Consider the following 13,646-nt stretch of genomic DNA (forward strand, 5'->3'; position numbering starts at 1 on the left):
GCCGGTCCTGGGAACTCACACCGTCCTCGAGCCAGGGTGGACGACCACGCGCCGATCCCCGAAGTGGATCGTCGAGCCGACCGGGACACGTACTCGCGCGCCGGGCTCCGCCACCCGTGGCGGCAGCCCGGGAACCGACACCACGGTGCCGTTCGTGGAGCCGCGGTCCGTGAGCCACAGGCCCGCCGAGTCCACGCCCAGCTCGGCGTGGTTCTTCGAGACCGAGCGGGTCGGGTCGGGAATCTGGACCAGGTTCACGCCGCTGCTGTCGGGCGCCTGCGGGTTGCGCCCCACGAGCGCCGGGCCGTCCACCAGGACCGGGTCGCCCGACTCCAGCTCGAGCATGACGCCCGTGACCGCCGGCGGTTCCAGCGCGCGGCCCGAGCCCGTGGACATCTGCAGGTTCGTCGCGTCCGACGCCGGCTCGATGCGGGTGGCCTCCGGGTCCGGGCCCTGCGGGGACGCGTGCTGGCCCCGGCCCTGGCCGGGACCATCGATGCTGACGGCGCGGGTCGGCTGCGAGTCACGCCGCCGCGGCTGCGCGATCGGCGGGTACGGCGACGTCTCCAGCACCGGATGGTCGGGGATGGTGTTCGCTGCCGTCATCGGGCGCGGGGAGTTCGGCGTCGCGGGCGGCGACGGCGTGCCGGACGTCGTCGGCGGCCCGGCCTGCGGCGGGGACGACGGCGGAGCGGCGGGCGCCATGGGCTGCTGCGGCTGGGCCGACGGCGGCCGAACGGGCGGCTGCGGGGCCGACGGCGGCTGCTGAGCAGGCGGCTGCTGAGCGGGTGCTCCCGCCGACGCCGGTGGGAACGCGCCGCCCGGCGAGGCGCCGGGCACGTCGGTGATCAGCCCGCCACCGGACGGCGGCTCCGACGTCCGGGGGAACGACCACGGGTCCGGCTGCGCGGGGGCAGCCGTCCCGTCCGGTGTGAAGGATGCGGGAGCCTGCGGCGCGGGCTGCGGGCGCACCGGGTCGAACTGCGTCGCCGGAGCGGCGGTCGACGCGGCCGAGTGGGCCTGGCCGGCGGCGCGCAGCGCGCCGGGGCTGGCCGGGCCGCCCGCCGGCCTCAGCCCACCGGTGCCCGGGTTCCGGGCGGGAGCCTTCGGACGGGAGTCCGGGTCGAAGCCCGAAACCACCGGCACGGGCTTCTTCGTGACGTCGATGACGACGGTGCCGGCCGCCTTGTCGTGCCAGCCCTGCTTGCGTCCGCCCTTGTCCCACAGCGGGCTGAGCAGCACGACCCATGCCCCGACCCCGAAGGCCAGGCTGCCCGCGCCGACGACCAGCACGCGCAGGACGACGTGCCAGAAGCCGACCGGCAGCCGGTCGCTGACCGAGACGGTACGGATACCGAACGCGAGGTTGCCGAGCGTCCTGCCCGACTTCCCCTCCCAGATCCACATGGACAGGTTCCACAGCAGCATGAGACCGAGGCCGCCCCAGAGACCCACCATGAGGGTCGTGAACATCGCCCGGGCCTCGTTCTCGTCGATCGCGATCAGGCCCTCGGGGGGCTGCGCGACGGCGTACGAGATCCCGTACACGATGCCGAAGAGGAGACTGCCGACCACGCCGTCGAGCAGGACGGCGACGATCCGCCTGCCGACGTGCGCGTACACCGGCTCGGGCTCGGCCGGCCCGGGGCCCGGGTCCCGGACGGGGACCAGCGTCCCCGTCTGGAAGTCGTCGTCCCCGCCGTACGCCGCACCGTGGTGGTAGGGCAGGTCGGGAGGGTGGGGCGCGCCGGGGATGCCACCGGCCGGCTGCTGGACAGTACTCCGCGGCCCGGGCTGCTGCTCGGCCACGGGCTTGCCGGTACGCGAGAACTCGCGCCCGCACACGCCGCAGTACTGCGTCCCCGCAGCCTGGCGCGACAGGCAGCCGCTGCACACCACGTCCGTCATCGCTTCTCCTTCGAGCCTCGCGTCACCAGGTCCTCCAAGGCGCCCAGCATGCCGCGTCCGCCCGCCAGCCGCGCACGCACGCTCCGCAACGAGAGGGCGGCGAAGATCCGCTGCCGGGTGCCCACGGAAGAGCGTAGGCCGCCGAGTACCGTGTCCACCTCCCCCCAGAAGGAGTCCACCTCGTCCTGCGTCGGCTGCTTGCCGCTGAAGACCGTGGCGTCCGCCCGGTGCGCGAGCATCAGTGTGCCCGGGGACTCGTGCTTCGTCGCGATCAACCCGGCGCCCTCGCGCCGGGTCGCCGACGCCGGCACCGCCGTACCCAGGTCGGTGACGGTGTCGACCACCTCGTACCAGCCGCCGCTGAACCGGTCGGCCGGGTCCTCGGCGTTCCGGCGCCGCGTCCGGCGGCGCGCCTTGTACGCGAGGATGAGCAGGACCGGGAGCAGCAGCAGCGCCAGCGGGATGACCACCGCGAGCACGATGGTCAGGAACATGGCCCAGTCGAAGCCCTCGTTCTCGGCCTCGTCCTGCTCGTCGTCCTCCACGCTGCCGGCCTTGTTCTGCTCCGGCTCCTCCGGCGGCTCCGGCTCCTGCAGCACCGGCGGCTTCGGCACCTCCTGCGTCTGGGGCTCCGGCTGGATCTTCGTGTCCTCGTCGGGGTCGACGTCGACCGGCACCCAGCCGTACTCCTCGAACGGCACCTCGACCCAGGCGTGCACGTCCTCGCCGAGGACGGTCCACTCCTCGCCGCTCTGCCGCTCGGACTCCTCCTCGTCCTCCTTGAAGCCCATGACCACCCGCGCGGGGATGCCGGTCTGCCGGGCCAGGAGCGCGAACGCGACGGCGAACTGCTCCTCGTCGCCGATCATGTCGTCCTTCTCGAGCAGGTAGTCCACGCGTTCCGCGGCGTGCCCGGGACGCGACGGCGGCTGGCCTTCCAGGCCGCTCGAGAGGATGCCGCCCGCTTCCAGCGCGTCCCGGATGAGGGTCAGCTTGGCGGCGGGCTCGGTCTCCGTCCCGGTGTACTGCGCGGCCTTGGCGGCCACGTTCCCCGGGAGCGCCGTCTTCTCGGTCTCCGGCAGCTCGACCTCGGCCACCGTGGCGTGCTCGAGGTCCTCCTCCGACGGGGGCGTCGTCAGCAGCGTGTCGAGCTCGTAGGTGTCGCCGGGCCGCACGCCGGCCAGCGCCACGGCGGTCTCGGTCTCGCTGTTGTAGTACGTGCCCGTGCTCTGGTCCGCGGCGCGCGGCCCCGTCCAGGTCACGCCCGTGAGGTCGCCGACCTCCGGCACCCAGACGTCGTCGTACGCGAGGGACGTCACCTGGAGCGTCGTCGGCTCGCCCGTCGCCGCGGTGACGATCTCCTGGCCCACCCGGGTGTAGACGCCGGTCGCGCCGCCCTCCCCCGCGGCGTCGTAGACGACGCCGTCGTACTCGTCGAGCGTGGCCAGCCGCACGCGGGCGTTCTCGGGGAGGCCGCCGATCCGGAGGATCTCGGTCTCCTTCTCGTCCTTGGCGTAGTGCCGGAACGAGGCCAGCGGCGTCGCGAACTCGTGCAGCTCGAGCGGCGGCACGATCTCTTCGCGGAGCACCTTGCGCGGGCTGTCCGGCAGCAGCGCCGGCCCGGCGAAGCCGGCGGCGACGGCCGCCACACCGAGGATGACCGCACCCGTGCGGACGCGGTACCAGACCAGGCGGCGCGTGGCCTCACGGCTCTGGTCGGTGCTGATGGAGTGGGTCCCGACCCGGGCGCCCATCGCGCGCACGCCGCCCCACAGCAGGCCGACGATCGCGATCACGAGGCCCTGCACGACCGGCAGCGCCGTCTCCAGCGAGCCGAGCAGAATGACGCCGGCCAGGCCCGCCAGGATCGGCAGCAGCGCCCAGGACGCCTGTCGCAGCCGCAGCGCGATCGACCCCGCGACGAGCGCCACCAGCAGCATCATCAGGTACGGCACGATCGCCAGGTCGGGGAACGACGCCAGCGGCGGCACCGTCGTGACGAACGACTTCCAGCCCTGGATCGACCCGAGCAGGAGATCGCGCAGGGTGGCGATGCTCGGGACGAACCCGAAGATCGCGTGGCGCGGCAGCGCGAGCGCCGCCCCGAACAGCAGGTAGCCGACGACGGCGAGCGCGGCCACCGTCACGGCCGGCCACCGCCGCCAGGCGCACAGCCAGGCGATGATCAGGCCGAGGGCCGTACCGCCGACCGTGGGCAGCAGGTACGCCGGGGTGCCCCAGACGGGGCCGAACCCGATCAGGATCGCGCCGCACATCACGGCGACGGCCCCGACGTCGAACCAGGCGCCCCGCTTGACCGCGCGGGGGCGCGCGTCGTCGGCGCGGCGCGTGGTGCCGGTGCCCCGGGTGCTCGACCCGGTGATGCCGGACGGCCGGCCGTCCGGGTGGATCCCGCGGCGCGCTCCGCCGCGGGTGGTCTCGTCGTGGCTCATCCCTCACTCATCTTTCGCAGCGCGAGCGGCAGGTCACCCAGCTTGCCGAGCGTCAGCACGCCGAGCTCCGCGATGGCGTGACGGGACAGCGAGGCCCCGGGCACGCACTGGATCGCCATCACCTGGACGCCCGCGGGCAGGCGGGCCGAGGCGGAACGCAGCTCGGTCGGCGTGACGAGGCTCCCGGTGATGAAGGACATCACCGACGCGTCGTTCACCGTGCTGCCCGCGATCCGGGCAAGGTCCGCGAGCGTGGTCCTCGTCGAGGTCAGCTCGATCCGCGACAGGTCGTCCAGGAGCCGCGTGCGGTGGTCACCGCGCAGGCTGCCGGCGTCGTTCACCATCACCGTGACGCCGCGGTCCTCGCGGATCGCCTGGAGGCCGAGCGAGCCGCAGACGCTGACCGCGAGCTCGAACTCCTCCTCGTCGGCGTAGTCCGCGGCGCGGGTGCTCAGCAGCACGGCCAGGTGGGAGCGGCGCGTCTCCTCGAACTGGCGGACCATGAGCTGGCCGGTGCGCGCGGTGGTCTTCCAGTGGATGTGGCGGCGGTCGTCGCCGGGCACGTAGTCGCGCAGCGCGTGGAAGGACACGTCCGAGTTGGAGATGTCCTGGGTGACGCGCCCCTCCAGGTCCTTGAAGAAGCCGGTGTTCGAGCCCATCAGGTTCTTCACCTGGGGGTGCACGAAGAGCTCCTCCGGCTCGGTCCACGTGACCTCGCGGCGCAGCAGCCCGAGCGGGTCGGCGCGCACGGACTTCACCGGGCCGACCGAGATGACGCTGCGGCGCCGCGTCGGGATCGTGAAGATCTCCTCGTGCGCGCCGCCGCCCTTCAGCCGTGGCACGGGGAACGCGGCGGTGCCCGTGCCGACCGGCAGCTCCATCACCGACGGCAGCACCGGACGCCTGCTCTCGTTGCGCACGTCGAGGCGGCCGACGGCGCGATCGCCAACGGTGACGCGCCGCTGCGCCAGGTCGAGCACCACGGTGTAGCGGAACCTGCCCAGCACGAACGCGCTCGCCGCGATCAGGGTCACCGTCAGCAGCACCGCCGCGACCAGCACCTCGACCCAGGAGAACAGCAGGCCCGCCACCCACGCCGCGACCGCCGTGAGCAGCACGGCGATACCGAAGCCGCTGAACGCCTGCGTCAGCGGACGGAGCCACTCCCGCACCCGGGAGAGCCCTCGCCGGAGCCTGCCCGAGAGCCTCACCCCGCCGCGCCGGACGGCACGGCGCGCGTCCGCGCCCCGCACCCCGAGGCCGCGCCGGGCCTCCGCACGCTTCCCGTATCCCGGCCGCGACGTCGTGCTGGTGGTGACGGGCGGCCGGGTCGCCGTCGTCGTCATGCCGTCACACGCTCCTGCGGAGCGGCGACGTCGCTGAGGATGCGACCCAGGATGATGTCGGGCTGCGCGCCGGCGAACTCGGCCTCGGGGTCGAGCACGAAGCGGTGCGCCCACACAGGCTGGGCCAGGTCCTTCACGTCGTCGGGCAGCACGTAGTTGCGGCCGTGCGCGGCGGCCCACACCTTGGTGCAGCGCACGAGCGCGATCGCGCCACGGACGGAGACGCCGATCCGGGCCTCCGGCGCGTTGCGGGTCTCCTCCGTGAGCCGGGAGACGTACTCCAGCACGGCGGTGTCGGTGTAGACGGTGTGCGCCAGCGCCGACATCTCGGTGACCGCCTTGGTGGTGATCAGCGGCTGCAGGGCGAGGCTCCGGTCCTTCACCGAGGACCCCGTGAGGATCTCGACGGTGGAGGCGTGGTCCGGGTAGCCGACCGACGTCTTCATGAGGAAGCGGTCGAGCTGCGCCTCGGGCAGCCGGTAGGTACCGGCCTGCTCGATCGGGTTCTGCGTGGCGATCACCATGAACGGGTCGCCCGCGCTGTGCCGCACGCCGTCCACCGTGACGTGCCCTTCCTCCATGACCTCCAGGAGGGCGGACTGCGTCTTCGGCGAGGCACGGTTGATCTCGTCCGCCAGCACGATGGACGCGAAGATCGGGCCCTTGTGGAAGTCGAACTTGCCGGTGTTCTGGTCGTAGATCGTCACGCCGGTGACGTCGGAGGGCAGCAGGTCGGGCGTGAACTGGATGCGGCTGTGCGAGCCCTGGACCGAGGCCGCGATCGCCCGTGCCATCGCCGTCTTGCCGGTACCCGGGGCGTCCTCCAGCAGCAGGTGGCCCTCGGCGAGCATGCAGGTCAGCGCCAGGCGGATGACCTGGGACTTGCCCAGCACCGCCTGACCGACGTTGCCGACCAGACGGTCGAACGTCTGCGCGAACCAGGCCGCCTGCTCCGGTGTCATCGTGCTGGTGCTCATGTGTCCTTGCTTCCTCGTTTCAGGTGAAGTTCGTCGTGCGGGATGGACGGGCGTGGTGCCACGGCCGGGTCATCGTCCAGGGTTCGGCCAGTTGCCGGACTGGAAGAGACCCTCATCCCTCGCCATGACGCCGACAGCAGTGCCGTTGTAGCTCCCGCCCATGAAGCAGGACGTGGCGATGCTGCCGCTGTCTCCGCTGACGGAGTGCTTGGTGTCGGCCCCCGCGTAGGTCCGCGAGTGGCTCCTGATGTCGTGCCAGTAGGGAGCACCGCCGTAGGCGGTCGTGTCACCGGCGAAGCACGCGAGCCCGTGCGTTCCCGAGCCGAAGTCCTCCCAGTGCAGGACCCAGTTCCAGCAGGCGTTCGGCTCGTTGGTGCACTGGTTCGTGGAGCTGCCGCGCGTGACCCAGGCCTTCGGCTGAGGCTTCGGGTCCGTGCTGCCCGAGGCCGAGGCCCAGGAACCGCAGCCTGCCGCGTTGCACGCTCGGGCCTGCAACGTGTAGCTCTTGTCGTAGCCACCGCTCACACCGACGTTGGACGGCCAGGACGTGACCGAGCCCGACCTCGACTCCGAACGGGAGAGCTGCCACTCGATCTTCTGCACCGGGCGGCCGCCGCTCGAACCGGGTCCGCGCAGGGTGAAGTAGCCGTCGGTGGCGCTGGACTTGTGCCAGGTGACGCCCGGGGTTCCCGGCACCGTGTAGGGCCGCACCGAGTTCGACGCCGCCGACCACGCGGAGCACGCGCCCTTGTCGTTGCAGGCCCGCACGCTGAACGTATAGGTGGTGCCGTTGGTCAGACCGGTGAAGTTGTGGGAGGTGTTCGCACCGGCGCCCTGCTCGCTCGTCGCGGGGTTGGACCGCACCTCGTACCTGCCGCCCGTGCCGCGGAAGTCGCCGATGTCGCTCCATCGCACGGTCGCCTGCCCGCTGGTGTTGCTGCCCAGGCCGGCCGACGGCGTCCCCGGACGGTCCGGCGTCCCGAACGGCTGGACGGCGTTCGACTGCGGGCTGACCCCGGACTTGCCGGCCTTGTTCTCCGCCGTCACCTGGAAGGTGTAGGTCTCCTTGGTGTTCAGGTCCTCCACGGTCTCGCTGGTGCCCCCGGTGACCGTGAGCGTCTTGACCTTCGACCCGTTGGCGAGCACGTCGAGGTCGTACCGCTTGACGGCGTCACCGTTGTTCGCCGGCGCGGTCCACCTGACTTCGACCTGGCCGCCGAGATCGGTGTTCACCCGGGTCGCGGTCGGCGCGGCAGGAGCCTCCGGCGGGCCGGCGGGCACCTCGGGCGCCGACGGGTCGGACCACTCCGACGGGTCGGGCGCATCGTTCTCCGCCTGCACCCGGACCGTGTACGCCGTCCCGTTCTCCAGGCCGTCCCACGTAGTGCTCGTCGAGGCGATGCACTTCTTCTGGTAGGAACCGTTCGGCGCCGGCGGCGAGATCTCCAGGTTGACGCAGTCGATCGGCGACCGGTCGGAGTAGCTCTGGTTCTTCCAGGCGACCTTGAGGGACGCGTCACCGAACTTCAGCGTCGGGGGTGCGGGCTGGTCCGGCTTCTGGTCCGGGCGCGCCTCCTGGGACGCCGGCGACGCCTCGCCCGGGCCGACCTCGTTCTCGGCCTGCACCGTGAAGGTGTACGTCACGTTGTTGGTCAGGCCGGTGATGGTGCACGTGGTGGTGGGGCAGTTCTGCTCGTCGCCCTGCGACGAGGTGACCGTGTAGCTCTCGATGGGCGCGCCGTTGTTGTTCGGCTCGTCCCACGTGAGGACCACGGTCTCGGACCGCACCTCTTCGACACGCGGGGCGCGGGGTGCCTCCGGCTTGCCCAGCACGGTCAGGTTCACCACTCCGTCGACGTGCCGGTCCTCGTCCTGGGTGGCGTCCTGCACGGTGTACTTCACGCGCATCGCGCCGTGGAAGCCCTCCGCCGGCGTCACGACGACCTGGTCACCGCTGTAGTCCGGCGTTCCGCTGCCCGTCTCCACGACCGGCACGCCGACCAGCTCGAGCGGCGTCTCGGGGAACGGGTTGGTGTCGTTCGCCAGCACGTTGATGCTCTCCGCGACACCCTCGTGGGCTCCCTCCACGACATCCTCGCCCGTCGCGGCGAGCGGGCGGGTCGACGGCACGACCTGCACGGTCAGATCGCCCTTGACCGGGTCGGTCGTGCCGTCGGTCACCGTGAACGGGATGGTGTCCGAGGTGCCCTTGGCGACCGACGGGTCCGCCTGCGCGGTCACCGTGCTGCCCTGGACGGAGGCGTTCAGCCCCTCGGCGCCGGCCTGCACCTTGAACGTCAGGTCGTCGTTCTCCGGATCGGTCACGTAGGCGCCCAGGTCGACGGCACCCTCCTCGCCGGCCGGCACCTCCAGCACGGGCGACCCCTTGATCTCCGGAGGCTGGTTGTTCGTCGGCTTCACCTCGATGGGCAGCGTCAACGTCGCCTTGCGGCCGTCCGGGTCCTCCGGGCTGTCGCCGTCGGTCACCTCGAAGCTCACCGACGCCGGGCCGAAGTAGTCCTCCTCGGAGACATAGGTGAGACCCGTGAGCCCCGTGACCTCCACCGCACCCTCGACGGCGCTCACCGTCGAGTCCTCCGTGATGCGCGGCTTCAAGCCGTCCTCGACCACGACGTACTCGTTCAGGTCGATCTCCAGCGGCTCCCCGCTGAACGCCTCCAGCGGATCCAGACCCGGCTTCAGGTGCGGCGAGAGCGAGTCACCCGGCACCCGCACGAACGCACTGGACTCCAGCCCGTCCATGTCCGTGACCGTGTACGTGAGGATCTGCAGGTCAGACCGCACCTCGACCTGGATGTTCCCGTCCTCCGTCAGCGTCGCCCCCTCAGGCGTCCCGTCCAGGCTCACCTCGAGGTCCGCGCCCACCCCGTCCGGATCCACATCGTTGGCCAGCACATCGACCGTGACCGACTCCTTGCCCACCACGTCCGGGACCGAGAGCACGTCGTCGTGCGCTACCGGCCGCAGCAGCGGCGCATCCCTGGCAACCTCCACCGTGATCGTGCCCTGCGCGCGCGCCTTGTAGACGTCCTGGATGCCGTAGTAGAAGGGGTGCGCACCCGCCTCTTCCGGCGCGGTCACGACCACATCGTCCTCCACCACAGCCGGGTCCAGATCCCCGGTGCTCCCGAACAGGGACTCCACCAGACCGATCTCGTCGCCGTCCGGGTCCGTGTCGTTCTCCAGCGCGGCGATCGCCACAGTACGGTCCGGCCGCACCAGCGTCTCGTCGTCCTGCGCGACAGGCTTCTGGTTCGTCGCCGGCAACGGTGCGACCCCCACCCGCACCGTCCCGACCCCGACAGCACCCCGGCTGTCCGTGGCGGTATAGGTGAAGGTGTCCGTCCCCACCGACTTGGACGATGCCTCGAAGTCGATGAAGCCGTCCGTGATGCGCGCCTGCCCCATGGTCGGCGCGCCGGAGATGTCCGAGAGCATGACGTAGTCGCCGTCCGGGTCGATCCCGTCCAACGGCACGTCGATCCGCACGGTCCCACCGGACAGCACCCGCGCGTCGACGTCGGGCAGCTGCGGGGCGGTGTTCTCCGGATCGTCCCGCACGTTGATGGTGATCTGTGCGGAGTCGCGCTGCCGGTTCGGGTCCGCCACCTCATAGACAGCATGCGCCACACCGGCCTCGTCACCCGCCCTGAAGCGGACGACCTCCTGCGACACGAACGCCTCACCGAGCTCGGCCTCCGGCTCCTCCACCAGCTCCTCGGCCAGCTCCACCGGCAGACCGTCCGGGTGAGAGTCGTTCTTCAGCACCGGGATCGTCACCGTGTCACCCACGTGCACATCCACCTCGTCCGCACCCGCCTCCGGCGGCCGCAGCCGCTCCGACGCCGGAATCGGCACCACATGCACCTGCCCCGTAGCCGTCGCCTCACCGTTCGAGACCGTGTACCCGATCGTCGCCGTCGACTCCAGACGCCGGTTCTCGGTGATCTTCAAAACATGATGGTCCAGCACCGCGACCGTCAGACCGGAGTCCTCCGGAACATCAACCTCCTGCACCACCAGCACACCACCAGACGGATCGGTGTCGTTCGCCAACACGTCCACCAGACCCTCACCACCCTTGGGCAGCAGCACCTGGTCGGAGACGACGACCGGCTTGCCGGCCTCGTCCGGACGCTCGACGACGTCCACCCGGACCAGCCCGGTGGCGGAGTTCGGGCCGTCGCTGACCTGGTACGGAAGGTCGTACGAGCCTGCCTGCTCACTGACGAACCGGTAGCTGCCCGCCGTGTAGTTGGGCGTGATGTCCGCGGGCTTCGCGCTCCCCACGTTGACCAGCCGGAGCTTGTCGCCGTTCGGGTCCGAGTCGTTCTGCAGCGGGTGCACGGTGACGGGCTCGCCCGCCAGCGTGGTGACGTGGTCCTGCACCGGGATCGGCGGCTGGTCGTCCGCGACGACGTCCACCAGGACCTTGCCGTTGGCCACGGCGCCCTCGCCGTCGGAGACCGTGATGTCCACGATCTTGCGGCCCGTGCCGCCTCCGCCGTCGATGAACTCCACGGTGCCGTCCGGACGGGAGCGCACCTCGTTGTCCGGGTCGTTCGTCGTGGCCGTGGACAGGAACAGGTCGTCGCCGTCCGGGTCCTTGAAGTACGGCAGCGCGTTGAGCTCCGCGGTACCGGCCTCGGCGACCTTGAGCACCGGCTCGCCGGTCTGCTCGGGCACCTCGTTCTCCTGCGGCGGCCGGACCGTGAGCGTGACCTCCGACGCGACGACGCCGCCCTCGCGGCCGTCGTCGACCTCGTACTTGAAGGTGACGGTCCCGGTCGCGTCCGGGGGCAGGTCCGCCTGGAGCGCCGCGCCGTCCAGCACGCGGTCCACGGCGATCCCCGAGCCCACGTCCGAGCCGTCCGGCACGGAGACGGTCATGATGTCGCCATCGGGGTCGATGTCGTTCGCCAGCACGTCGAGCACGGTGGTGCGACCGGCCCGCAGGCCCAGGTCGTCCGGCTTCGGCTCGGGCGGCTTGTTCGGCTTGTCGCGGTCGGCGACCACCTGGTCCACCTGCTCGAAGACCGTCTCCTCGGAGTCGGTCTTCTCTCCCTCGTCGTCCTCGTTCTCCTTGAGGTCCCAGTCGTCGACCTTGCGGTAGTCGTCGGTGGGCAGCCAGAGGTCGCCGCCGATCACGTCGTTCAGGATGATCCTGCCGCGGTTCGTGCGGTACTCCAGGACGGCGTTCGGCGAGATCCCCTCGAGGGTCTGCCGGTCGTCCGAGTCCGAGCCGGCGCAGTCCCGCAGCACCTCGCCGGTGCTCGACCACGCGCCGTAGGTGCACCCGCCGACCTGCACGGGGGCGGCCGGGGTGCCCGAGGCCTGCTGCACGAGCGCATCGCTGCCGTCCAACGGCTGGTTGATCAGGGAGTCGGTGGTGGCGACGGCCACGGTGCCCGCCTCGCCGGACGGCTGCTGAAGCTTCGACTCGGCGAGCCCTTCGATCCGGATCCGCTCACCGCCCGGGACGATCAGGGTCTCTACCGTCTTGTCCAGCACCACCGGCTGGTCGCCGATCGCGGTGACCTCAAGGCTCGCGTTCTCCTGCACGCTGATGCGCTCGGTCTCGATCTCGCCCGGAGCACCGTGGTCGCTCGTCGGGACGATCGTGAGCGCACCGCCCTCGGCGGTCGTGGCGACGTAGACGGAGCCGTCGCCCCCGACGGCCAGGACGCCGCCCGTACCCACCTCGGCGGTGGGTTCGAGCTCCTCCTCGTCGAACGCCTGCACCCCGTCGAACGGCAGCACCCAGAGCCGGCCCGTCTCGCCGTCGTACACGGCGGAGGCAGCACCGCCCGAGGCGGCCTGCGCGCCGGACGGCAGCGCGAGGTCGGCGTCGCGCTGGAGGTGGGCGGGATCGATAGGGCTGGCCTGGGCGTTCCCGGTGTCGTCCAGGAGGACCCGGCCGCCGTCCTGCGACACGTCGAACGTCGTGGAGTTCGTCGCCATGATGCCGTCGATCGAGCTGGCCTCGAAGTTGTACCGGCCGAGCTCACCGTGGCTGGCCCTGGTCACCCAGATGCCGGAGTCGTTCAGCACGACGTCGGCGGTCGCCTCACCGTCATACCAGAGGGCGAGGCCCAGGAGGGTGCCGGAAAAGACCGTGACGACTCCTGCTGACGCGACCGCGCGCTTGTTCTCCATGAGTCGTGACGCCACGGACACGGATCTCCTCCTCGGCTGCGATGTTCTCGGTGGTCAGCGTGTCCGGAGGCCCACGATCCTTGTGCAGCCCCACAACTGGCTGTCCAAATGGTCCAGTTGATCCACGCCCAGATACCGAAGTTCACCTTACAAGGAGGCACTGACGCTCGAACAGAAATATTGCATGGGGAGATCTCCCCATCCGCGACATCTACCCACTCGTGAGGGTCGCGGGGGAGCTCCGTCCTCCGACGATTCGGCCCTGGCTGAAACGTCGCCGGACCAACCGGTTCACGACCCGACGAGCTCCACCCGGCTCCCCGCGCCGAGCCCCCAGCGCTCGAAGCTGCCGGCCGGCGCCTCCAGCACTTCTTTCACCCCACGGCGCACGGCCGAGAAACCCCATGGCCGCAGCACCTGCGCGTGCAGCACCTCGCCCTCTCGCGAGAGCAGCGCGACGTCGAGCCGCTCCCGCATCCACGCGCCGTGCACCGAGGAGCACGGACGCAGGATCAGGGCCTCGGGCAGCTCGCGGCGGAACAGCAGGCCACGCGCCCGGCCGAGCGCGGTGTCCGCCACCTCGGCCTCGGCGACCGGGCTACCGTTGACCACGAGAGTTTGCTGCTTCATCGGGGTCTTTTTACCACCGACGGCCGCCGCTGCACAGGGGGGAGCCCTCCAGAGCACGCCCGGCGTCGTCCCTGGCCGCCCGCGGGAGGCGGAGAAACCCATCTACCCCATGACCGATCACTCTCGGGCGGTGTGCATTTCGTGACTGGTCTCGG

At 71.3% G+C, this 13,646-nt stretch carries 6 protein-coding genes; all 6 read right to left on the minus strand.

The annotated features are described in order from the left end of the window. Nucleotides 1-15: 15 nt before the first annotated feature. The 6 genes from ACYU96_RS05380 to ACYU96_RS05405 all read right to left on the minus strand — a co-directional run bounded on the left by ACYU96_RS05380 (nucleotide 16) and on the right by ACYU96_RS05405 (nucleotide 13,491). A complete protein-coding gene (locus ACYU96_RS05380; RefSeq protein WP_460749922.1) occupies nucleotides 16-1,908 on the minus strand; it encodes an RDD family protein in 1,893 nt (630 codons plus the stop codon). Further along, nucleotides 1,905-4,361, minus strand: a complete 2,457-nt coding sequence (locus ACYU96_RS05385) for a transglutaminaseTgpA domain-containing protein (RefSeq protein WP_460749924.1) — start codon at nucleotides 4,359-4,361, stop codon at nucleotides 1,905-1,907. The genes ACYU96_RS05380 and ACYU96_RS05385 overlap by 4 nt, the downstream gene beginning before the upstream one ends. Continuing rightward, a complete protein-coding gene (locus tag ACYU96_RS05390) occupies nucleotides 4,358-5,707 on the minus strand; it encodes a DUF58 domain-containing protein (RefSeq protein WP_460749926.1) in 1,350 nt (449 codons plus the stop codon). The genes ACYU96_RS05385 and ACYU96_RS05390 overlap by 4 nt, the downstream gene beginning before the upstream one ends. After that, nucleotides 5,704-6,684, minus strand: coding sequence for an AAA family ATPase (locus ACYU96_RS05395; RefSeq protein ID WP_460749929.1), 981 nt, complete (start codon nucleotides 6,682-6,684; stop codon nucleotides 5,704-5,706). Before ACYU96_RS05395 ends, ACYU96_RS05390 begins: the two co-directional genes overlap by 4 nt. 69 nt (nucleotides 6,685-6,753) lie before the next feature. After that, nucleotides 6,754-12,882: an Ig-like domain-containing protein gene (locus tag ACYU96_RS05400; RefSeq protein ID WP_460749933.1), complete on the minus strand. Its 6,129-nt coding sequence runs from the start codon at nucleotides 12,880-12,882 to the stop codon at nucleotides 6,754-6,756. Between the two features lie 270 nt (nucleotides 12,883-13,152). Then, nucleotides 13,153-13,491 carry a DUF192 domain-containing protein gene (locus ACYU96_RS05405; RefSeq protein ID WP_460749936.1) on the minus strand — a complete coding sequence of 113 codons (339 nt, stop codon included), beginning with the start codon at nucleotides 13,489-13,491 and terminating at the stop codon, nucleotides 13,153-13,155. Nucleotides 13,492-13,646 lie beyond the last annotated feature (155 nt).

The organism is Myceligenerans cantabricum (assembly GCF_054777735.1).

Excerpts from the sequence above, each read along its gene's own strand:
- ACYU96_RS05395 (WP_460749929.1), bottom strand. The coding sequence starts at position 6,684 with ATGAGCACCAGCACGATGACACCGGAGCAGGCGGCCTGGTTCGCGCAG.
- ACYU96_RS05390 (WP_460749926.1), bottom strand. The coding sequence starts at position 5,707 with ATGACGACGACGGCGACCCGGCCGCCCGTCACCACCAGCACGACGTCG.
- ACYU96_RS05405 (WP_460749936.1), bottom strand. The coding sequence starts at position 13,491 with ATGAAGCAGCAAACTCTCGTGGTCAACGGTAGCCCGGTCGCCGAGGCC.
- ACYU96_RS05380 (WP_460749922.1), bottom strand. The coding sequence starts at position 1,908 with ATGACGGACGTGGTGTGCAGCGGCTGCCTGTCGCGCCAGGCTGCGGGG.
- ACYU96_RS05385 (WP_460749924.1), bottom strand. The coding sequence starts at position 4,361 with ATGAGCCACGACGAGACCACCCGCGGCGGAGCGCGCCGCGGGATCCAC.